The sequence below is a fragment of the Microbacterium sp. NPDC007973 genome, assembly GCF_042958465.1.
GTDB lineage: Bacteria > Actinomycetota > Actinomycetes > Actinomycetales > Microbacteriaceae > Microbacterium > Microbacterium galbum.
On sequence record NZ_JBIBJJ010000001.1, the window covers coordinates 40,315 to 60,521 of the forward strand.

Genomic DNA, 20,207 nt, shown 5'->3' on the forward strand with positions numbered 1-20,207 from the left:
CATACGTCGGCGATATCCCCGCCCGCCTACGATGACGGGATGCGCGTGCTGATCGTCGAGGACGAACCCTTCCTCGCCGAGGCGATCCGCGACGGCCTCCGGCTCGAGGCGATCGCCGCGGATATCGCCGGCGACGGCGACACCGCTCTCGAACTGCTCGGCTACACCGCGTACGACGTCGTGGTGCTCGACCGCGACATCCCGGGCCCGAACGGCGACGAGATCGCGCGGGACCTGGCTGCTCGCGCAACCGCGCCCCGCGTCCTGATGCTGACCGCGGCCGACCGCCTCGACGACAAGGCGTCGGGGTTCGAGAGCGGCGCCGACGACTACCTGACCAAACCCTTCGTGCTGCGCGAGCTCGTGCTGCGCCTCCGGGCTCTCGCCCGACGCCCTGCGGCCTCCGCCCCACCGGTGCTCGACCAGGACGGCATCCGCCTCGACCCGTTCCGCCGCGAGGTATACCGCGACGGTCGATACGTCTCGCTGACGCGGAAGCAGTTCGCGGTGCTGGAGGTGCTGATGACCGCGAGGGGCGGGGTCGTCAGCGCCGAGGCGCTGCTGGAGCGCGCGTGGGACGAGAACGCCGACCCGTTCACGAACGCCGTGCGCATCACCATCTCCACGCTCCGCAAGCGCCTCGGCGAGCCCTGGCTCATTCAGACGGTTCCGGGCGTCGGCTACCGCATGGGTCCGCTCGATGGGTGAGCGCGCACCCGGCCTGTCGGTGCGCGTCAAGCTCACGCTGAGCTACGCCGCGTTCGTCGTGATCGTCGGTGTCGCCGTCTTCTCGCTCGGATTCCTCGTGCTGCGCTTCCTGCCGGAGGGGAACCTCTTCTCCGACAGCGGCGCGTTCACCCCCGCGCGCGGAGACTTGACGGAGGCCTTCGTGCGATACGCCTGGTACACGGTGGCGGGCCTCGCTGTCGTCGGCCTCGGCGGCGGGTGGGTCGTGTCGGGCATCATGCTGCGGCCTCTCACCCGCATCACCGACACCGCCCGCGCCGTGCAGGGCGGCGATCTGGAACGGCGCGTCGCCCAGCCCGGCCGACGCGACGAGCTCACCGATCTGGCCGACACCTTCGACGCGATGCTCGAACGTGTCGGCGAGACCCTCCGCGAGCAGAAGCGGTTCGCCGCGAACGCGTCGCACGAGCTGCGCACGCCCCACGCGACGATGCGCACCCTGCTGGAGGTGGCGCGTGCCGATCCGGCCGGGGTCGACATCGACACGCTCCTCGACCGGCTCGACACCACCAACGAACGTGCGATCCGACTCACCGAAGCGCTGCTCCTGCTGTCGCGCGCCGGCAGCACGACGCCTCTGCCGCGCGGCTCCGTCGATGTCGGCTCCGTCGTCGGGGCGGCCGTCGTCGAGGCGCAGCCCAGCGCTCACGACGCCGGTGTCGCGCTGACGGCGCAGACCGCCTCGGAGGTGACGGCCCATGGCGACGAGACGCTCCTCGCCCAAGCGGTGACCAACCTCGTGCGCAACGCCGTCGTGCACAACGCCCCGGGCGGCTGGGTGCGCGTGGGCGTGCACAGCGATGCCGCCGAGGTGTTCGTGGACGTCGCCAACACCGGGGCTGCGCTCACGGACGCCCTCGTCGCCACGCTCCCGGAGCCGTTCGTGCGCGGCGCCGGCCGGACGCGCGGGCGTGGGGACGGCACGGGGCTGGGCCTCGCGATCGTCGCCTCGGTCGCGCGTGCGCATGACGGAGTGCTCGAACTCTGGCCGCGCGAGGGCGGGGGCCTTCACGCGCGGCTTCGTCTGCCGCGCTGATCGCGGCGCGAGCGGCGCGCGCGTCACCGACGTGCGAGCAGCCGGCCCCCGACGACCACGACCGTTCCGATCAGTGCTCCGGCGGTGTTGGCCACGACATCGCTCGAGTCCGGCACGCGCCCGGGGACGACGGTCTGCGCGATCTCGATCGTGGCCGACACCGCCGCCCCCAGGACCACGGATGCCGGCGCCCACCGCAGCGGGAGCAGCAGCGCGACCGCCGCACCGAGGGGGATGAAGAATCCGACGTTCAAGGCCACGTCGATCCCCCCGCCGAAGAGCGCCTCGGTCCACACCGGCGGGAGCCGGTCGAGCACATCGAGGGCGAGGGAGCGCGCCGGCCACGCGATCGAGCGCGGCGCGAGCGTGAGCGCGGCCGTCACGGCCAAGACCCCCGTGGCGCCCAGCACGCGGGCGGGGGTGAGCAGCGGTGCGCGGCGATCTGTCATGAGAACCTCCGGGTCGACGAAGCACCAGCCCATCGCGCGGCGTGTTGCCCCGGCGTCTGCGGGAGTCGATACGTCGTCGATAGGCGGGCCCGCGAGAGGGCGAGAATGGAGGCGTGCCATCGACCCGCCGCTCCCCCGCCGCCCTCGCTCTCCTCGTGGACGCCATCCTCGTGACCGTCTTCGCCGCCATCGGGCGGGCGACCCATGACGGCGACGTGCTCGGGCCGTTCGGTTCGGGGCTCGCGACGACGGTCTGGCCCTTCCTCGTCGCCCTCCTCGTCGGCTGGCTGGTGTCACGGGCGTGGCGCGGCCCGGTCGCGCTCGTCCGCACGGGGCTGCCCGTCTGGGCCGTCACGGTGATCCTCGGCATGGTGCTGCGTGCCGTCAGCGGTCAGGGCGTCGCGATGGCGTTCGTCATCGTCGCGGCCGTCACGCTCGCGCTGTTCCTGCTCGGGTGGCGCGGGATCGCGCGCCTCATCGGACGGGGACGACGGACCGCGACGCGACCGCTCTGAGCCCCACCCGGTCGCTTCGCGTCGGCGCCCCGGTCCTGGCACCCGACATCCGGAACGTACGCGCCACCGGGATGCCGCACCGAGAGGTCAGGCTTCGTCGGACAGGGTGACGTCGACCTGGATCTCCGTCGCCAACCTCTCCAGCTCCGCCACCAGGTCGTCGATGACGACGGTCGCAGCGAGCGTCGCCGTGATCGAGGCCTCGAACAGGCGTCCGCCGGCCATCGCGGCATCCGTCGTCTGCGTCGACATGCGTTCGATACTCGCGCCCTGCGCGCTCAGTGCGGTCGACAGCTCGCGCACGATACCGGGGCGGTCGTTTCCGACCACGTCGAACGTCACCGTGCGCGCGGCCGCGGCTGAGGCGGCGGCGGCAGCTCCGGCGTGCACCGTGACGGCGAGCGTTCCGGCCAGCCCCTCGAGAGCGGCACGCAGGGCGTCGGCGCCGTCGGCGGCGATCGAGACCTCGACGATGCCGGCGAAAGCTCCCGCCAGTTCGGCGAGCTCGCTGTTCTCCCAGTTGCCGCCGTGGGCGTCCACGATGTCGGCGACGGAGGACACGAGCCCGGCGCGATCGTCGCCGACGATGGTGAGGACGAGGGTGGTCATGGCGACAGCGTAGCGAGCGGCCCGCTGCTACCGTGGGACCACGAGACTTCCGGGGGTGAGCGTGTGATCGCATCGATGATCGCCGCGCTCAACCTCGTGCTCGCCTCCGCCGAGCTGGCAGTGACACCCGGAGGGGGGACACCGCTGCTGGCGGTCGTCCTGGCCGCGGCGGTCGTCGTCACCGCCGTGATCGTGCTCGTCGTCCTCCCGGCGCTCCTGGCCGCCACGGCGCCGCCGAGTCCCCGGCCCGCCGATCCCTCGGCACCGATCGCCCAGAGCGATCCCGATGCCGCCGGCCACCCGCGCCCGCGGGCGCCGGGGCGCACGATCCGCGTCGCCTGATCCCGACCGCCCTGCCGCGTCCCGCGGCATCCTCCGGCGTTCTCCGCGGACTGCGACGCCGGTCGCCCGCGCCCGCCCGGCTCCTGCCGTCGACCGCGCCCCGCGACCGATCCCCGCCGTGATCGACGCACCGATTGGACGCCCCGTGGACCTCTTCGCCCTTCCTCCCCTCGCTTTCCTCCTCGACATGACCACCCGCGCTCTGCTCGCGCTCGCCGCCGTCTTCGACCCGCTCGTGCCGGGCGCCGCCGCCGCCCTCGCGGTCGTCGCCGTGACCGTGATCGTGCGGATGCTCCTCATCCCCGTGGGCGTGTCGCAGGCGCGCGCCGAGCAGACACGCGCGCGCCTCGCCCCGCAGCTGCGCGCCCTGCAGGAGCGGTGGCGGAAGAACCCGGAACGTCTGCAGAGTGAGACGATGCAGCTCTACCGCGACGAGGGTGCCTCCCCGTTCGGCGGCTGCCTGCCCCTGCTCGCGCAGGCTCCGGTGGTGGGGCTGCTGTACGCGGTGTTCCTGCATCCCGTCGTCGGCGGACACGCGAACCTCCTCCTCGCGCACGACCTCTGGGGTGTCCCCCTCGGACGCAGCCTGGTCTCCGCCCTCTCGACGGGAACGGTGGATGCCGCCACGGCCACCGTGATCGGCGGGATCGTCGTCGTGATCGCCGGGGTCGCCGAGCTCACCCGACGCCTGCTCCGGCCCGCGGTCGACCCCTCCGCGCCGGCCTGGACGGGCGCGATGGTCGGCGCGCTGCAGTTCACCACGGCTGTGGTGGCGGTGTTCGTGCCTCTGGCCGCCGGCCTCTATCTCGCGGTGACCACCGTGTGGACGCTCGCGCAGAGGCTGATCCTGCGCCGTCGCTACCCGCTCCCGGCGTGAGGTCCGGGCGGACGCGGGCTCACACGGTGAGCGGGGCGGCGTCCCACCGCGGCGCAGACGACGCATTGACCGCCGCCATGGCGAGCACGAGCAGCGCCGCGCCCGCGGGGAGAAGCATCGCCGTGGCCACCGAGACGTCCTCGGCGATCGCGCCGGTCACCGCCGACGACACCGCTTGGGCGAGGGTCAGCGCGGAGGCGAGCAGGGTCATGGTCGAGGCGGTTCGTCCGCGCGGGGAGCGGTGACCGGCGAGGCTGAACAGCGTCACGAGCGAGGGCCCGACGCCGATGCCCATGAGGCACAGCACGATCGTGACGGTGACCACGGATCCGCCGACCGTGTACGCCCCCGCGGACGCGGTGAGGATCGCCGCGAACAGCACCAGGCGCCAGCGCAGCGCGAAGCGCGCGGGCAGGGCCGCGACGGCCAGGGCCAAGACGGCCGAGCCGACGCCCATCACGCCGTAGAGCAGCGCCCCCGCCTCGGGTGCGCCCTGGGCCTCCATGAACGCGGTCAGCGAGGTCAGCGTGGAACCGAAGAACAGTCCGACGCCGAAGACGGCCGCGATCAGCACGAGCATGCGGGGGTGCAGCACGTCACGGAAGGGCGCCATCTCCTCGCGCTCCGACCGTTCGGGTACGGCCCGTCCGGTCGGGTGCAGCGCGAACGCGGTGACGAAGACGAAGCTCAGCACCGCGGCGCCGATGATGGGCGCCCAGGGGGCGACGAGCGCGGCGAGGACGCCGACGACGAAGGGGCCGATGACGAAGGCGGTCTCGTCTGCGGCCGACTCGTACGCCATCGCACGCGAGAAGGTGCGCTCACGGCGCTCGGGGCGCACCCGGTCGCCGATGAGGGCCATCACGCGGCTCCGCGACATCGCGGCGGTCTGCGGGCCGGTGAGACCGATCGCCGTCGCGACGATGAGCAGCAGCGCCTCACCGGGGGCCGATGCCACCACGAGCGGGAAGAGCGCGAGCAGGATGCCGTTGGCCACCCCCACCGGGACGAGCACGCGCCGCTGGCCGTGACGGTCGGCGAGGTCGCCGAGCACGGGGCCCGCGACGACGACGCCGAGGCCGACGGCGGCGGAGGTGAGCCCGCCGAGCGCCACGGAGCCGCGCAGGGCGACGACGAGGGCGAGGACGCCGACGGTCATCATCGCGAACGGCAGTCGAGCGACGAACGCGACCGGGAAGTACCAGAATCCGGTGTGGTGGATCAACGGTCGGTCGACGACGGGGGCGGGGTGGTGCATGAGGATCTCCGGGGCGTGGGGCAGTGCCGCCTTGCCGGTCCGGTAGGTAGATGCACGAGGTGCGGCGGGCGAACCCGCGCGGCCAGTCTACCGAAAGGCCTCAACCGGGGCCCGGTCAGCTCACGATCGCGGCGATCGCGGCGAGCACGGACGCGAGGGCGAGCACGAGGGCGACCGCGATGAGCACGGTGTGCACGATGAGGAACGCCGTCGGCTTGCCCGCGGCATCCCGCGCCCGGGGGTCCTTCGCGATGCGCGGGTAGAAGCGCGGCCAGACGACGGCGTTGAAGACGGCGTTGGCGAACAGCAGCACGATCAGCAGGGGTTCCACACGTCGAGCCTAGGCGCCCCCGTCCGCCCGTCGCGCCGCGCGACTACCGCGCGCAGTCGATGCACCGCCGCGCGAACGGCCGCGCCTCCAGGCGGGCGTCCGCGATGGGCCGGCCGCACCGCTCGCACACCCCGAAGGTCCCGGATGCCACGCGCTCGCGCGCAGCGCGGATCTCGGCGCGTTCGGCCTCGGCTCCGCGACGCAGCGCGTCGACCTGGGCCCACTCCCCCGACAGCGTCGATCCCTCGGGGTCGTGCTCATCGTCGGCTGTTGCGTCGGCGCGGTCGTGACGAAGACTCTCCTCGTCGTCGTGCAGGCGGGAGAGGCGGTGAGCGATCTCCCGCTCCCGTTCCTCCAGCACGCGCCGTGCGGTGTCGGCATCCATGCCTCGACGCTAGCCCCCTCCGCCGACACCGGCGCTGGGGCAGGATCGCGACATGAGCGAAATCCGACGCCACTGGTCGCCGACCGCGGTCGCGTTCCTCGTCCTGTCCGTCGCCGGTCTGGTCGGCACCTGGACCTTCAACGCCTTCGCCATCGTGCAGATGCGCGACTTCATCGGGGATCTCGTCACGAGCGGACCCGCGGTGTCGTCGATCACGATCGACCTGCTCGTCGTGGCGATCGCCGGGAGCGTCTTCGTGATCGTCGAGGCGCGGCGGCTCGGCATGCGCTTCGCGTGGCTGTACATCGTGCTCTCCGGCGTGACGGCGTTCGCCTTCACGTTCCCGCTCTTCCTGGCGATGCGCCAGCGCCGCCTGACCGCCCTCGAGAACGCGTGAACCGCCGAGAACCGTCGCCTCCACAGGCGCAGAAGCGACGAATCCCGGCGACTCACGCGAGGGACGAGGGGCTAGCGGGCGGCGAGGCCCTCGCGGAGTCCGTCGACCAGCGGGGTGGTCGGGCGACCGATCAGCTCCGACAGCGTGCCGTCGGTCTGCGAGAGCGCACCGCGCGCGATGGCGTCGTCGATCCCCGCGACGAACGCCGCCGTCCCGGCATCCAGGCCCGCCGCCTGCAGGCCGGCCTCCAGCTGCTCGAGCGTCACCGCCGTGTACGTCACCGGACGGCCGAGCACCTCGCTCGCGGCCGCGGCGAGGTCGTCGTAGGTCCACGCCACATCTCCGCCGACCTCGAGGGTGCGTCCGGCGAGCTCGTCGGTGGTCAGGGCGATCGCCGCCGCCGCCGCGTAGTCGCGACGGCTCGCGCTGGCGACACGCGCGTCGCCGACGGCCGCGACGATCTCGCCGGTGTCGGACGCGCGGGCCACGGCATCCAGGTAGTTCTCGGTATACCAGTTGTGACGCAGGACCGTCGCCGACAGGCCCGACGCGGCGATCGCCTCCTCGGTGGCCTTGTGATCGGCGCCGAGCGCGTAATCGACCTGGTCGACGCGCGGAGCGCTGGTGTAGACGAGGCGCTCCACGCCGGCCGCGCGCGCCGCGTCGATGACATTGCGGTGCCCGGTCACGCGGTCGGCGTCGGTCCCGGAGATCAGCAGCACGCGGTCGACGCCCGCGAAGGCTGCGGCGAGGGTCTCGGGGCGGGAGTAGTCGAGCTCGACGACGCCGACGCCGCGCGCGGCGAGGTCGTCCACCTTCGCGGGCGTGCGGACGCCGGCGACGATGTCGGATGCCGCGACGCCGCGCTCGAGGAGAGCGTCGACGACGAGACGGCCGAGGTGTCCGGAGGCGGCGGTGACGAGGAGAGTCATGGGAGTGTCCTTTCGATCGGTACGCCTCGTGCAACGGCGGCCGCGCGCCTGCATTCCGGAATGCAGGTACCCACTTTCCGGTTAGGTACTCACATGAGCGTCAGTCTTGCCGATCTGCGCGGCCGCAACCCAGAAATCTTCACCGACGGCTGCCCCACCCGCACCGTGCTCGATCACGTGATGGGCAAGTGGGGCATCCTCGTGCTGCTGGCGCTGTCCGACGGCACGCAGCGCTGGGGCGTCCTCCGCCGCAACATCTCCGGGATCAGCGAGAAGATGCTGGCCAGCACCCTCAAGACGCTCGAGGGCGACGGACTCGTGCAACGCACGGCCTACCCCGAGGTCCCGCCCCGCGTCGAGTACGCCCTCACGCCGCGCGGACGCGATCTCATGACGCGCGTGATCCCCCTCATGGAGTGGGTCGCCGACAACGCCGAAGACATCGTGGCGCGGAAGGACTGACCCGTGCGCATCCCCGACCTGCGCACGGTGCGCGGCAGTCTCACCGTCCGCGCGCCGCGGCGTGTCCCCCTGCTCCAAGTGGCGAAGTCCGCGCTCGCCATCGTGGCGGCGTGGCTCCTGGCGGGCTGGCTCGTGCAGGGTCCGCCCCCGATCTTCGCCGCGATCGCGGCGCTCCTCGTGGTCCAGCCGAGCATCAACCAGTCGTTCACCCGCGCCGTCGAACGCAGCGTCGGCGTCATCGTCGGCGTCCTCATCGCCGCCCTCCTCGGCCTCGCCTTCGGGTCGCAGCCGTGGGTGGCGCTCCTCTCGGCGGGGGTGGCGCTGGCCGTCGCCTGGGCCGCCCGGATCTCGCCGGGCGCGACGAACCAGATCGCGATCAGCGCCCTCCTCGTGCTCGCCCTCGGCACCGCGACCCCGAACTACGCCCTCGACCGCGTCCTCGAGACCCTCATCGGCGCCGCCATCGGCATCGTCGTCAACACCGTCCTCGTCCCGCCCGTGCTCGTACCCGCGGCCCGCGAGAAGGTCGACGTCCTCGGACGCGAGCTGGCCGCGGCCCTCGAGCGCCTCGCCGACGCCCTCGAGACGCCGCAGACCCCGGCATCCCTCGAGGGGCTCCTGCTCGAGGCGCGGTTGCTGCGCCCCGTCCGGGATGCCGCCGCCGATGCGATCCGCGAGGGAGCCGACTCGCTGGCCCTGAACCCCCGCAGCAACCGGCACCGCGCGGAGCTCGCGCAGATGGGTGCGCTGCTGGATCGCTTCACGCCGGTGGTGACGCAGACCGTCGGCATGACGCGCGCCGTCTACGACGGTTACGAGAGCTCCATCGTCGACGAGCCGGCGGTCCGCGCGATCGCGGAGCAGTTGCACCGGGCCGCGCACGACGTGCGGTTGGCATTCGCCCTCGACGCGGGGCCCGAGCGGGCGGTCGGCACCGAGCCCGCGCTCACCCGCCCCCTGCAGATCCAGACGCCCTCGACCCTGCACTGGGTGCTCACGGGGTCGCTCCTGATGGATCTGCACCGCGTGCATGAGACCCTCCGTGAGACCGAGGACTGAGCCGGACGGCATCCCTGTCCTCTCCGCAAGCCTCCTGAGGATCGGCGCCGTGGCGACCCCGTCGTCCCCCGGCGCTGGTTGACTGGGGCCATGGGTACCGCGATGTTCCCCCTCGGAGCCGTCCTCTTCCCGCACACGCCCCTCGCGCTGCGGATCTTCGAGGAGCGGTATCTCGTCATGCTGGGGCGCCTGCTCGACGAGACCGACCCCGCCTTCGGCGTGGTGCTCATCGAGCGCGGCTCCGAGACCGGCGGCGGCGACCAGCGTTTCGCCCTCGGCACGATGGCGCAGCTCAGCCATGTGGTCCCCCAGGCGGGGCAGATGCAGATCGTGGCGCGCGGGACCGAGCGCTTCGAGATCGTCGAGTGGCTCGACGACGCGCCCTATCCGCGCGCCGACGTCCGCGCCCTCCCCGACCTCGAGTGGAACGACGCGCTGATGCCGCTGCTCGAGGAGGCCGAGCGCATCGTGCGGCGCGTGCTCGGCCGCGCCCAGCAGTATGGTGGCACGCGCTGGGATCCCGAGGTCGAGCTGTCGGAGGAGCCGCTCCCCCGCGCCTGGCAGGTCGCCGCGATCGCGCCGCTGGGTGAACTCGACCAGATGGAGCTCCTGCGCTCCGAGACCCTGGGCGGGCTGCTCCGGGCGACCATCGACCTCACCCTCGCGGCCGAGCCGCTCCTGAACGACCCGGTGCCCGACGGGGTCATCGTCGTCGACGAGGACGACGACGAGGTCTGACATCGGCGGTCGCCCCGCGGATGCCGACCACGACGCGAGGGAGTCCGGAACACCGCCGACGCGGCATCCCGGACTCCGGTGCGGCGGTCAGTTCAGTTCGCGGACCGTCGACGGGATGACGCCGTCGGCGTAGAGGTCGATCGCGAGATCCTGGAGCGCCGTCAGCGCGACGCGCTGGGTCTGCGGGCCGTACGAGATGCGGGCGACGCCCAGCGCCTCGTACTCGGCGGCCGTGAGGTTGCCCGGGACCCCGATGACGCTCAGCTTCCGCTCCCCGAGACCCTCGACCAGGCGCCGGGTGGTGTCGGCGTCGAGCTTCCCGGGCACGAACACCGAGGTGGCACCCGCCGCGAGGAACGCGCGGCCGCGCTCGACGGCATCCGCGATCTTGTCGTCGAGCGGCCGATCCGCACCCTTCAGGAACACGTCGGTGCGGGCGTTGAGCGCGAAGGGGACGCCCTCCGCCTCACCGGCGGCGATCACCGCTTCGACGGCGGCGACGGCCTCGGCGAGCGGCTTCACCCGGTCCTCGACGTTGGCGCCCACGACGCCGACGCCGATCGCCCGGCGCGTCGTCTCGCCCGGATCGCCGAAGCCGGCGTCGAGGTCCGCGCTGACGGGCACGTCGACGGCGGCGACGATGCGTCCGACCATGTCGAGCATGAGCTCGACGGGGATGTTCTCGCCGTCCTCGTAGCCGAAGGTCGCCGCGATCGAATGACCCGCTGTCGCGAGCGCCTTCGTCTCGGGAAGCGCCGCGACGGCCCGCGCCGACACGACGTCCCAGACGTTGACGACGCGGAGGATCTCGGGGGCGGCGTGCAGCCCGACGAGGGTCTGCGCGCGGTCGGCGACGGCGGTCATGCGTCGCTCCCTGCGTGCTCGGCGACGATGGCCTCGGCGATGAGCGTGTCCCCGGCGCCGAAGCGGAGGAAGCGCCCGATGGTCGCCGGCTGCACGAGCACGGCGGCGGCCACGGCCGCGACGTCGGCGCGCGAGACCTCGCCCTTGCCCTGCGGTGCGGTGGTGATGCGTCCCGTCGGCGGGTCGAGGGTGAGCGTGCCCGGGCCGAGGATGGTCCAGTCCAGCTCGCTCGCCCGCAGGTGGTCGTCGGCCGCGAGCTTCGCGTCGGCGTAGGCGTAGAACGAGTCGTCGGGGTCGATCCCGTGATCGGGCGTCGAACCGATCCACGACACCATCACGAACCGTCGCACGCCCGCCTTCGCCGCGGCGTCGACCGCGCGCTGCGCGGCGTCGCGATCGACGGCGTAGGTGCGCTCGGCGCTGCCGCCGCCGGCCCCGGCGGACCACACGATCGCGTCGGCGCCCTCGAAGGCTGCGGCCATCTCGTCGGTGTCGGCGTTCTCCACGTCGAGCACGAGGGGCGTCCCGCCCGCCTGTTCGATGTCGCCGGCCTGGTCGGGATTGCGGATGACGGAGGTGGCCTCGTCGCCGCGGTCGGCGAGCAGCCGTGCCAGGTGCAGGGCCACCTTCCCGTGCCCTCCGATGATCACGATGCGTTCCATGTCACTGTCCTCCTACGTTGTCGATCGACATCTTCAAGATCACGCGGTCGGCGCGATCGGGCGGCGCCTCCTGCTGCGCGTTGCCGTAGCGCATGCCGAGGAAGACGTAGAACGCGCCCTCGGGGTCGGGCTCCGCCTCGATGAGGCGACCGCGCACCTCGATGTAGCGGTACGGGCGCTCGGGGTCGAAGACCATGAGGCTCATCGACGGATTGCGCTGCAGGTTGCGGTACTTCTGGCGCGTCACGGTGTGCGTGAACAGCAGGTGTTCACCGTCGTAGGCGAACCACATCGGGTTCACCTGCACCGTCCCGTCCGGACGGACGGTGCCGAGACTGCCGTAGTTCGGGTTCTCGAGCAGGTCGCGTTGCGCGTCGGGGATCATGCGTGTCCTTTCGCCGAGGATCCGGAATCGACCCTATTCAGCAGCACCGACACGCCCGCGCGGGGTTGACGCCCCGCGTGACGCCGTCACGCCACGTCGCCGTCGACGTACACCCACCGTCCGCCCCGCCGCACGAAGCGGCTCCGCTCGACCAGCTCTCCGTCCCGGCCGGCCTGCCGCCAGCGCGCGCGGAAGGCCACCACCGCGGCATCCCCGTCCTCCGCCGCGTCCTCGATGGTCAGTCCGGTCCACACCGTGCCGTCGTCGACGTCGATGTGGTCGGGACGGGTACGGGGATGCCACGACCGGGCGAGGTGCGCCTCGTCGCCGAGCGCGAAGGCGGAGTAGCGCGAGCGCATGAGCCGCTCCGCGCTCGGGGCGGGGGCACCGTCGAGGATCGGCGCACAGCAGTCGCCGAACACCCCGCCCCCGCACGGACACGGCGCCTGCGCCTGCGGACGAGTGGATGCCGACCCGAAAGACATCCCGCCACTCTAGGTCTCGTCCCCGTTCCCCCGCCGCCGTCGAGCCCTCCCGCGCCGATCGCCCCCGAGCACCTCCCGTGCCAGGATCGAGACCGTGACCGACCGCATCATGCTCCTCGACACCGCGTCGCTGTACTTCCGCGCCTTCTACGGCGTGCCCGACAAGGTGAAGGCCGCCGACGGCTCGTCGGTCAACGCCGTCCGGGGCGTGCTCGACATGATCGCCAAGCTCGTCACCACCTACCGCCCCACGCGCCTCGTCGCCTGCTGGGACGACGACTGGCGACCCGCGTGGCGCGTCGACCTGCTCCCGAGCTACAAGGCGCACCGCGTCGTCGAGGCGGTGCCGTCCGGGCCCGACGTGGAAGAGGTCCCCGATCCGCTCGAGGCCCAGATCCCCCTCATCCGGGAAACGCTGGCCGCGCTCGGCATCCCCGTCGTCGGCGCTCCCGAGCACGAGGCCGACGACGTCATCGGGACCCTCGCCACCCGGGCCGACGCGCCCGTCGACGTCGTGACCGGCGATCGCGATCTCTTCCAGCTGATCGACGACGCCCGCGGCATCCGCATCATCTACACCGCCCGCGGCATGAGCAACCTCGAGATCGTCGACGACTCCGCGGTGCTCGGCAGGTACGGCGTGCACGCCGCGCAGTACGCCGACTTCGCGGTCCTCCGGGGCGACCCCTCCGACGGCCTTCCCGGTGTGGCCGGCATCGGCGAGAAGTCCGCGGCCTCGCTCCTCGCAGCCCACGGCTCCCTCGACGCCATCCGCGCAGCCGTCGAGGACGGAACCGCGGGCACCCCCGCGCAGCGTTCGAAGATCGCCGCCGCCGCCGACTACCTCGCCGTCGCCCCGACCGTCGTGCGCGTCGCGCGCGATCTGCCGCTCGCTCCCTTCGACGACGCACTCGGGCCCGTGGACGAGGACGCCGCGACGGCGCTCGCCGAGAAGTGGAACCTGGGCTCGTCGATGACCCGCGCCCTCGCCGCCCTGCCCCGCTGAGTCAGCGCTTCCTCTCGAGCCACTCCCGCAGTCGCGGCAGCGGCCACGTCGTCACGATTCGCTCGACCGGCACCCCGAGGGCCTCGGCACGCGCCGCCCCGTAGTCGAGCAACGACAGCTGGCCGGGAGCATGGGCGTCGGAGTCGATCGAGAACAGGCACCCCGCCGCGATCGCCTGGGAAAGCATCTCGTCGGGCGGATCCTGCCGCTCGGGCCGCGAGTTGATCTCGACCGCGACGCCCGATTCCGCGCACGCCGCGAACACCGCCTCGGCGTCGAACTCCGATGGCGGGCGCGTCCCCCGCGCCCCCTCGACGAGCCTGCCGGTCACGTGCCCCAGCACGTCGACCCGAGGATCCCGCGCCGCCGCCACCAGACGCGTCGTCATGAGCCGACGCTCCATGCGCAGTTTGGAATGAGCGGATGCCACGACCACGTCGAGCGCGTGCAGCAGCTCGTCCTCCTGGTCGAGGCTCCCGTCGTCCAGGATGTCGACCTCGATCCCGGTGAGCAGCGTGAACCCCTCACCACGGTGACCCCGCACGATCTCCATCTGCGCCCGCAGGCGCTCCGGCGACAGACCGTTCGCGACGGTCAGCCGCGGAGAGTGGTCGGTGAGCGCGAGGTACTCGTGCCCCAACCCGCGGGCCGCGTCCACCATCGCCTCGATCGGGGTCAGCCCGTCCGACCACTCGCTGTGGCTGTGCAGATCGCCGCGCAGCAGCGGGCGCACCGTGTCGCCCCCTATCGCCGCCGTCTCCTCACGCAGCTTCGACAGTCGCTCGGGCACCTCGCCGGCCAGGGCCTGCTGGATGACGGCGAACGTGGAGTCGCCGATGCCCGGGCGCCGCCGCAGTGCCGGGTCGCGCAGCTGCTCCACGGACAGACCCTCGATCGCGGCGGCCGCCGCGCGGAACGCCTTCGACTTGTACCGCGACGACCTCTCCCGCTCGAGCAGGTACGCGATCTCGGTGAGCGCGTCGAGCGGATCCATGCCCTACTCCGCCAGGTCCTTCGACGCCTGCACCCAGTCGTCGAGCTTCGCGGAGGCGCGACCGTCGTCGATCGCCGCCGCCGCATCGGCCATCGCCTCGGCGAGGCGCTCGAGGATCGGACGCTGCACCTGGGCCGCATCCTGGAACAGACGGAACGACACGAGCCCCGCCGCGGCGTTCAACAGCACGATGTCGCGGACCGATCCGGTCTCTCCGCCGAGCACCCGCCGCACCACCGCGGCGTTGTGATCGGGCGACCCGCCCAGCAGGTCGTCGATGTCGGCCAGAGGGAGGCCGAGATCCCGCGGGTCGAGATCGTGCTCGTGCACGTCGCCGCGGCTGATCTCCCACACCCGGCTGTGGCCGGTGGTCGTCAGTTCGTCGAGGCCGTCGTCGCCGCGGAAGACGAGGGCGGTGGCCCCCCGCGTCCGGAAGACGCCGGTGATGAGCGGCACCCGGTCGAGGTGCGCGACGCCCACGGCATTGGCCTCGGCTCGGGCCGGGTTGCACAGGGGCCCCAGGAAGTTGAAGACCGTGGGCACGCCGAGCTCGGAGCGCGTCGCCGCGGCGTGACGGAAGCCGGGGTGGAACGCCGAGGCGAACGCGAACGTGATGCCCGTGCGCTCCAGCGTCTCGGCCACCTTCTCGGGCGCGAGCGTCAGGGCGATGCCCAGCGACGACAGCACGTCGCTCGACCCCGACGCCGAACTCGCGGCACGGTTCCCGTGCTTCACGACGGGGACTCCGGATGCCGCCGCCACCACGGCCGCCATCGTCGACACGTTCACGGTGCCGTAGCGGTCTCCCCCGGTACCGACGATGTCGAGCACCTCGGCCCGTACCGGCAGCGGTACAGCGGCCTCCAGGATGGCGTCTCGGAATCCGACGATCTCCTCGACCGTCTCGCCCTTCGCCCGCAGCGCCATCAGGAATCCCGCGAGCTGAGAGGGCGTCGCCTCGCCGGCCATGACCTGCCGCATGGCCCACGTGGACTCCGACACACTGAGGTCGGCACCCGCGAGCAACGAGGAGAGCAGATCGGGCCAAGTGAAGCGTTCCGCCATGCCATGATCCTTTCACACGCGTGTCGCTCGCCCTCACGGCGGCCCACGGCCGTGGAACCGCCTCCGCACCGGGGATTCCTTGCGGATTCTGAGGCTTCCCTAAGTCTCGACGATGGAATATCCCAGGGTGGGGATGGGAATATCGGCCCTTCGGATCGCGCATAATGGAACGGTGACGACCTCAGCGACGTATTCCCAGGCTGTGCGTGCCGTGAAGCGGCCCGACCCGGTCGCCGTGGGCACCATCGTGTGGCTGGGCAGCGAGGTCATGTTCTTCGCCGGCCTGTTCGCGATCTACTTCACCCTGCGCAGCACCTCCGCGCCCCTCTGGGCCGAAGAGACGCAGCTGCTCAACGTCCCCTTCGCGACCGTCAACACGATCATCCTCGTGCTGTCCTCGGTCACGTGCCAGATGGGCGTGTTCGCTGCGGAGCGGTATCAGCCGTACCGCACGGGCAAGCCCACGGGCTTCCTCAAGTGGGGAATGGTGGAGTGGTTCTACCTCACCTTCATCCTCGGCGCGGTCTTCGTGTCGGGTCAGGTGTGGGAGTACGCGACGCTGGTGGCGGAGGGCATGCCCATCAGTGCCAACCCCTACGCCTCGGCCTTCTACCTCACCACCGGCTTCCACGCCCTGCACGTGACGGGTGGCCTCATCGCCTTCCTTCTCGTGATCGGTCGCGCCTACGCCGTGAAGAACTTCGGCCGGAAAGAGATGACCACCTCGATCGTCGTGTCCTACTACTGGCACTTCGTCGACGTCGTCTGGATCGCCCTGTTCTTCGTCATCTACTTCCTCAAGTAAGAGAGCTGCACCACATGGCACGCGAGAAGAAGACTCGTCGGGCATCCGGTCGCCGGAGCCCCCTGGCCGCTGCCGCGCTGATCGGCATCGGCCTCCTCCTGACCGGAGGCGTCTACGCCGGCGCGTCGGCCGCTATGGCCGCGACGTCGACCGTCCCCGAGAGCGAGGTGAACTCGGCGACCGCGGTCGACGAGGGTCAGAAGCTCTTCCAGGCGAACTGCGCCACCTGTCACGGTCTCGACCTCCAGGGCAGCCAGCAGGGTCCGTCCCTGTTCGGCGTCGGCGAGCTGTCGGTCCACTTCCAGGTCTCGACCGGTCGCATGCCGCTGCAGGCCCAGGGCCCGCAGGCTCCCGTGAAGCCGCCGCAGTTCACCGAGGAGCAGATCAACGCGATCGCCGCCTACGTGCAGTCGGCCGCTCCCGGCCCCGAGTACCCCTCGGCCGACCTCGTCGACGGCGAGGGCGATCTGTCGCACGGTGCCGAACTGTTCCGCATCAACTGCGCCATGTGCCACAACGTCGCCGGCGCCGGTGGCGCGCTGACCGAAGGCAAGTGGGCGCCCGACCTCCACACGGTCACGCCCGTCAACATGTACGCCGCCATGGTCACCGGGCCGCAGAACATGCCGGTCTTCAACGACCTCAACCTCACCCCCGAAGACAAGCGCGACGTCATCTCCTACCTGATGTACCTCCAGAAGAACGACTCCCCGGGTGGCTACGCCCTCGGCTCGCTCGGTCCGGTCTCTGAGGGTCTGTTCATCTGGATCTTCGGTATCGGGGCGCTCATCGCCCTGACCGTGTGGATCACGGCGAAGTCCAACTGACCGTCGTCTTCAGCATTACGTAAACGCACGAGGAGCACAGCACTATGGCACACGCGGACGACGCACTCGAGCACGAGAGGGCTTCCTGGAAGCCCGGCTCGGGGCTCGCCGTCGCGGTTCCCGACGCCGTACAGAACCCCGGCCTTCCCGGTCACCGTCAGCGCATGACGGACCAGGACCCGGCGACGATGAAGCGCGCGGTCCGCACGGTCTACACGCTGTTCTACTTCTCGGTCGCGGCGAGCATCTGGGCGAGCATCGCCTACATGATCTTCCCGATCGAGTCGGGCGCGCTGATCGACATCCGCTACAACAACCTCTTCATCGGACTCGGCATCGCCTTCGCGCTGCTGGCGATCGGCATCGGCACCATCCACTGGGGCAAGTCGGTCATGTCCGACAAGGAGTACATCGAAGACCGTCACGCCACGCGTGGGCGCGACCAGGTTCGCGAAGGTGCGATCAACGTCTTCGCCGAGGCCGACAAGGACTCCGGTTTCGGCCGTCGCGAGATCATCCGCAACTCGATGTTCGCCGCCCTGGCCGCCTCGGTCATCCCGGGAATCACGCTGTTCCGTGGTCTGGCTCCGCAGGACGTCGACCCGGTGACCGCTCTGAGCCACACGATGTGGAAAGAGGGAATGCGCCTCTCGCACGACCCCTCGGGCCGTCCGATCCGCGCCGCCGACGTCACCCTCGGCTCCGCTTTCCATGTCATCCCCGAGGAGCTCGCGGGCCTCGGCCACGACGAGGGCTACCTCGAAGAGAAGGCCAAGGCGATCGTCCTGCTCATGCGCATGCAGCCGGAGCAGCTGAACCCCGAGACCAATAACCTGGACTGGTCGTACGACGGCATCGTCGCGTACTCCAAGGTCTGCACGCACGTCGGCTGCCCCGTGGCGCTGTACGAGCAGCAGACCCACCACCTCCTGTGCCCCTGCCACCAGTCGCAGTTCGACGTCGCCAACGGTGCGGCCGTCATCTTCGGCCCGGCCGCCCGTCCCCTGCCGCAGCTCCCCATCACCGTCGACGCCGAGGGCTACCTCGTCGCTCAGAGTGACTTCCACGAGCCCGTCGGCCCCAGCTTCTGGGAGCGCTCATGAGCACCGGTACCCACCCCACCGAGAACGTCACGACCGAACCGGCCGTGTACTCCGGGCCGCCTCAGGCCCCGGCCGGCCGCGAGGGCAAGCCGCTCGGCGGCAAGTTCGTCGGCGCCGCCGCCAACTATCTCGACGAGCGCACAAGCATGTCGGGCATCGTCAAGGAGCTCGGCCGCAAGGTCTTCCCCGACCACTGGTCGTTCATGCTCGGTGAGATCGCGCTGTGGAGCTTCGTCGTCGTCCTGCTCTCGGGCACGTTCCTGACGTTCTTCTTCCAGGCGTCCATGGTCGAGACGCACTACAACGGCGCCTACGAGCCCATGCGCGGCATCGCGATGTCGGCCGCGATGGAGTCGGCGCTGCACATCTCGTTCGACCTGCGCGGTGGTCTCCTGGTCCGCCAGATCCACCACTGGGCCGCGCTCGTGTTCGTGGCCGGTATCGGCGTGCACATGCTGCGCGTCTTCTTCACCGGTGCGTTCCGCAAGCCCCGCGAGCTCAACTGGGTCGTCGGCTTCATCCTCTTCATCCTCGCGATGGCCGAGGGCTTCACCGGATACTCGCTCCCCGACGACCTGCTCTCGGGTAACGGTCTCCGCATCATCGACGGCATGATCAAGGGTCTGCCGATCATCGGAACGTGGACCTCGTTCCTGCTCTTCGGCGGCGAGTTCCCCGGAACCGCGATCGTCGGACGCCTGTACACGCTGCACATCCTGCTGCTGCCCGCGATCCTCGTGGCCCTGCTCGCCGTGCACCTGATGCTGATGATCATCAACAAGCACACGCAGTTCGCCGGGCCCGCCCGAACGAACAGTAATGTCGTGGGCTACCCGATGCTCCCGGTCTACGCCTCCAAGATGGGCGGATTCTTCTTCATCACGTTCGGCGTGATCGTCTTGATCGCCGCCCTCGTGACGATCAACCCCATCTGGAACTACGGTCCGTACGACCCGTCCCCCGTGTCCGCCGGTACCCAGCCCGACTGGTACATCGGCTTCGCCGACGGTGCCCTGCGTCTGGTCCCGCCGCACCTCGAGTTCGTGCTCTGGGGCCACACCTGGTCGTGGAACATCATCTTCCCGGTGGCCGTGCTCGGTCTGTTCATCGTTCTGGTCCTGGTCTACCCCTTCATCGAGGCGTGGGTCACGGGAGACAAGCGCGAGCACCACATCGCCCAGCGCCCGCGCAACGCCGCGACGCGCACGGCGATCGGCGCCGCGGGTGTCACGTTCTACGCCGTGATGTGGGCAGCTGCCTCGTCCGACATCATCGCGACGCACTTCCACCTCACGATGGAGGGCGTCATCCACACCCTCCAGGCACTGCTGATCCTTGGACCGGTGCTCGCCTACTTCGTCACGAAGCGCATCTGCATCGCGCTCCAGAAGAAGGACCGTGAGATCGCGCTGCACGGCTACGAGTCGGGACGCATCGTCCGCCTCCCCGGTGGCGAGTACATCGAGGTCCACCAGCCGGTCGACGAGTACGAGCGCTGGAAGCTGGTCGACAACGAGACCTACGAGCCTCTGGTGGTCCGCCCGAACGACAAGGGTCAGATCCCCTGGCACGAGAACGTGCGTGCGTCGGTCTCGCGGTGGTTCTTCGAGGACCGCCTTGCTCCCCTCACGCAGACCGAGATCGACGCGGCGGTGGCTCACCAGCACCACGAGCTCGACCACATCGCGCACGAGGAGGCCGACGAGATCGCCGGCGCCAACGCTCGCGCCGACGAGGACGGTCGCCCTCACAATGAGGTCGGCGGTCGCGTCGAGGTCGAGATCCCGGCCCCCAAGGGCCTCGAGGAGCGCAACCGTCCGAACGACGGCAAGAGCGAGTAACCACTCCTCCCTGACGGAACCCCCGGTGCCACG

26 protein-coding genes are annotated in these 20,207 nt (G+C 71.1%); 14 read left to right on the plus strand and 12 right to left on the minus strand.

Features of this window, described 5'->3' with window-relative positions; all coding sequences use genetic code 11:
• Window positions 1–39: 39 nt before the first annotated feature.
• Both ACFZA2_RS00230 and ACFZA2_RS00235 read left to right on the plus strand, forming a co-directional pair.
• A complete protein-coding gene (locus ACFZA2_RS00230; RefSeq protein WP_315992937.1) occupies window positions 40–708 on the plus strand; it encodes a response regulator transcription factor in 669 nt (222 codons plus the stop codon).
• Entirely contained in the window at window positions 701–1,783 is a 1,083-nt protein-coding gene (locus tag ACFZA2_RS00235; RefSeq protein ID WP_391399107.1) for a sensor histidine kinase, read from the plus strand. The genes ACFZA2_RS00230 and ACFZA2_RS00235 overlap by 8 nt, the downstream gene beginning before the upstream one ends.
• A 23-nt stretch (window positions 1,784–1,806) precedes the next feature.
• Here ACFZA2_RS00235 and ACFZA2_RS00240 read toward each other — a convergent pair whose 3' ends face one another.
• The gene (locus tag ACFZA2_RS00240; protein WP_391399110.1) at window positions 1,807–2,232 is read right to left on the minus strand and encodes a VanZ family protein; all 426 of its coding nucleotides are present in this window, start codon (window positions 2,230–2,232) and stop codon (window positions 1,807–1,809) included.
• A gap of 113 nt (window positions 2,233–2,345) precedes the next feature.
• Between ACFZA2_RS00240 and ACFZA2_RS00245 the strand changes: the two genes are divergently transcribed.
• Window positions 2,346–2,747, plus strand: a complete 402-nt coding sequence (locus ACFZA2_RS00245) for a DUF3054 domain-containing protein (RefSeq protein ID WP_391399112.1) — start codon at window positions 2,346–2,348, stop codon at window positions 2,745–2,747.
• Window positions 2,748–2,834: 87 nt separating this feature from the next.
• Here ACFZA2_RS00245 and ACFZA2_RS00250 read toward each other — a convergent pair whose 3' ends face one another.
• On the minus strand, window positions 2,835–3,356 hold the full coding sequence (locus ACFZA2_RS00250; RefSeq protein WP_391399115.1) for a glycine cleavage system protein R: 522 nt from the start codon (window positions 3,354–3,356) through the stop codon (window positions 2,835–2,837).
• Between the two features lie 63 nt (window positions 3,357–3,419).
• Between ACFZA2_RS00250 and ACFZA2_RS00255 the strand changes: the two genes are divergently transcribed.
• Window positions 3,420–3,698 carry a DUF6412 domain-containing protein gene (locus ACFZA2_RS00255; protein ID WP_391399118.1) on the plus strand — a complete coding sequence of 93 codons (279 nt, stop codon included), beginning with the start codon at window positions 3,420–3,422 and terminating at the stop codon, window positions 3,696–3,698.
• Between the two features lie 187 nt (window positions 3,699–3,885).
• Complete coding sequence (locus tag ACFZA2_RS00260; RefSeq protein ID WP_391399121.1) at window positions 3,886–4,575, plus strand: YidC/Oxa1 family membrane protein insertase; 690 nt, start codon at window positions 3,886–3,888, stop codon at window positions 4,573–4,575.
• A 19-nt stretch (window positions 4,576–4,594) separates the two neighbouring features.
• Here the strand turns inward: ACFZA2_RS00260 and ACFZA2_RS00265 are convergent, their stop codons facing one another.
• The 3 genes from ACFZA2_RS00265 to ACFZA2_RS00275 all read right to left on the minus strand — a co-directional run bounded on the left by ACFZA2_RS00265 (window position 4,595) and on the right by ACFZA2_RS00275 (window position 6,549).
• Window positions 4,595–5,833, minus strand: coding sequence for an MFS transporter (locus ACFZA2_RS00265; protein WP_391399124.1), 1,239 nt, complete (start codon window positions 5,831–5,833; stop codon window positions 4,595–4,597).
• Window positions 5,834–5,948: 115 nt separating this feature from the next.
• Window positions 5,949–6,164, minus strand: coding sequence for an SCO4848 family membrane protein (locus ACFZA2_RS00270; RefSeq protein WP_315992945.1), 216 nt, complete (start codon window positions 6,162–6,164; stop codon window positions 5,949–5,951).
• Window positions 6,165–6,207: 43 nt separating this feature from the next.
• Complete coding sequence (locus ACFZA2_RS00275) at window positions 6,208–6,549, minus strand: TraR/DksA C4-type zinc finger protein (RefSeq protein WP_315992946.1); 342 nt, start codon at window positions 6,547–6,549, stop codon at window positions 6,208–6,210.
• A gap of 52 nt (window positions 6,550–6,601) precedes the next feature.
• On the opposite strand from ACFZA2_RS00275, the gene ACFZA2_RS00280 reads away from it, so the two are divergent.
• Entirely contained in the window at window positions 6,602–6,946 is a 345-nt protein-coding gene (locus ACFZA2_RS00280; protein WP_363392379.1) for a DUF2834 domain-containing protein, read from the plus strand.
• A gap of 71 nt (window positions 6,947–7,017) precedes the next feature.
• Here ACFZA2_RS00280 and ACFZA2_RS00285 read toward each other — a convergent pair whose 3' ends face one another.
• Window positions 7,018–7,878 carry an SDR family oxidoreductase gene (locus ACFZA2_RS00285; protein WP_391399128.1) on the minus strand — a complete coding sequence of 287 codons (861 nt, stop codon included), beginning with the start codon at window positions 7,876–7,878 and terminating at the stop codon, window positions 7,018–7,020.
• Window positions 7,879–7,971: 93 nt separating this feature from the next.
• Between ACFZA2_RS00285 and ACFZA2_RS00290 the strand changes: the two genes are divergently transcribed.
• The 3 genes from ACFZA2_RS00290 to ACFZA2_RS00300 all read left to right on the plus strand — a co-directional run bounded on the left by ACFZA2_RS00290 (window position 7,972) and on the right by ACFZA2_RS00300 (window position 10,137).
• Window positions 7,972–8,340 carry a winged helix-turn-helix transcriptional regulator gene (locus tag ACFZA2_RS00290; protein WP_391399131.1) on the plus strand — a complete coding sequence of 123 codons (369 nt, stop codon included), beginning with the start codon at window positions 7,972–7,974 and terminating at the stop codon, window positions 8,338–8,340.
• A 3-nt stretch (window positions 8,341–8,343) separates the two neighbouring features.
• Window positions 8,344–9,399: an aromatic acid exporter family protein gene (locus ACFZA2_RS00295; RefSeq protein WP_391399134.1), complete on the plus strand. Its 1,056-nt coding sequence runs from the start codon at window positions 8,344–8,346 to the stop codon at window positions 9,397–9,399.
• Window positions 9,400–9,489: 90 nt separating this feature from the next.
• Window positions 9,490–10,137, plus strand: a complete 648-nt coding sequence (locus ACFZA2_RS00300; protein ID WP_315992951.1) for an LON peptidase substrate-binding domain-containing protein — start codon at window positions 9,490–9,492, stop codon at window positions 10,135–10,137.
• A gap of 87 nt (window positions 10,138–10,224) precedes the next feature.
• Here the strand turns inward: ACFZA2_RS00300 and ACFZA2_RS00305 are convergent, their stop codons facing one another.
• The 4 genes from ACFZA2_RS00305 to ACFZA2_RS00320 all read right to left on the minus strand — a co-directional run bounded on the left by ACFZA2_RS00305 (window position 10,225) and on the right by ACFZA2_RS00320 (window position 12,533).
• Complete coding sequence (locus tag ACFZA2_RS00305; protein WP_391399138.1) at window positions 10,225–11,001, minus strand: isocitrate lyase/phosphoenolpyruvate mutase family protein; 777 nt, start codon at window positions 10,999–11,001, stop codon at window positions 10,225–10,227.
• The gene (locus ACFZA2_RS00310) at window positions 10,998–11,663 is read right to left on the minus strand and encodes an SDR family oxidoreductase (protein ID WP_391399141.1); all 666 of its coding nucleotides are present in this window, start codon (window positions 11,661–11,663) and stop codon (window positions 10,998–11,000) included. The genes ACFZA2_RS00305 and ACFZA2_RS00310 overlap by 4 nt, the downstream gene beginning before the upstream one ends.
• A 1-nt stretch (window position 11,664) precedes the next feature.
• Window positions 11,665–12,048 (minus strand): PPOX class F420-dependent oxidoreductase, encoded by a 384-nt coding sequence (locus ACFZA2_RS00315; RefSeq protein WP_391399144.1) that lies wholly within the window; start codon window positions 12,046–12,048, stop codon window positions 11,665–11,667.
• An 86-nt stretch (window positions 12,049–12,134) separates the two neighbouring features.
• Window positions 12,135–12,533 (minus strand): YchJ family protein, encoded by a 399-nt coding sequence (locus ACFZA2_RS00320; RefSeq protein ID WP_391399146.1) that lies wholly within the window; start codon window positions 12,531–12,533, stop codon window positions 12,135–12,137.
• A 94-nt stretch (window positions 12,534–12,627) separates the two neighbouring features.
• Here ACFZA2_RS00320 and ACFZA2_RS00325 point away from each other — a divergent pair, with 94 nt between their 5' ends.
• Window positions 12,628–13,539, plus strand: a complete 912-nt coding sequence (locus ACFZA2_RS00325) for a 5'-3' exonuclease H3TH domain-containing protein (protein WP_391399149.1) — start codon at window positions 12,628–12,630, stop codon at window positions 13,537–13,539.
• 1 nt (window position 13,540) lies between these two features.
• On the opposite strand, the gene ACFZA2_RS00330 is transcribed toward ACFZA2_RS00325, so the two are convergent.
• Window positions 13,541–14,533: a PHP domain-containing protein gene (locus ACFZA2_RS00330; RefSeq protein WP_391399151.1), complete on the minus strand. Its 993-nt coding sequence runs from the start codon at window positions 14,531–14,533 to the stop codon at window positions 13,541–13,543.
• A gap of 3 nt (window positions 14,534–14,536) precedes the next feature.
• The gene (gene trpD, locus ACFZA2_RS00335; protein WP_391399154.1) at window positions 14,537–15,598 is read right to left on the minus strand and encodes an anthranilate phosphoribosyltransferase; all 1,062 of its coding nucleotides are present in this window, start codon (window positions 15,596–15,598) and stop codon (window positions 14,537–14,539) included.
• 133 nt (window positions 15,599–15,731) lie between these two features.
• On the opposite strand from trpD, the gene ACFZA2_RS00340 reads away from it, so the two are divergent.
• Genes ACFZA2_RS00340 through ACFZA2_RS00355 form a run of 4 tightly spaced genes read left to right on the plus strand, consistent with a single transcriptional unit; the run spans window position 15,732 to window position 20,174 of the window.
• Window positions 15,732–16,403: a heme-copper oxidase subunit III gene (locus ACFZA2_RS00340; protein WP_391399157.1), complete on the plus strand. Its 672-nt coding sequence runs from the start codon at window positions 15,732–15,734 to the stop codon at window positions 16,401–16,403.
• A gap of 14 nt (window positions 16,404–16,417) precedes the next feature.
• A complete protein-coding gene (locus ACFZA2_RS00345) occupies window positions 16,418–17,230 on the plus strand; it encodes a c-type cytochrome (protein WP_298875568.1) in 813 nt (270 codons plus the stop codon).
• A 44-nt stretch (window positions 17,231–17,274) separates the two neighbouring features.
• The gene (locus tag ACFZA2_RS00350) at window positions 17,275–18,333 is read left to right on the plus strand and encodes a ubiquinol-cytochrome c reductase iron-sulfur subunit (protein ID WP_076674933.1); all 1,059 of its coding nucleotides are present in this window, start codon (window positions 17,275–17,277) and stop codon (window positions 18,331–18,333) included.
• Window positions 18,330–20,174 (plus strand): cytochrome bc complex cytochrome b subunit, encoded by a 1,845-nt coding sequence (locus ACFZA2_RS00355; RefSeq protein ID WP_391399162.1) that lies wholly within the window; start codon window positions 18,330–18,332, stop codon window positions 20,172–20,174. The genes ACFZA2_RS00350 and ACFZA2_RS00355 overlap by 4 nt, the downstream gene beginning before the upstream one ends.
• Window positions 20,175–20,207: the final 33 nt, after the last annotated feature.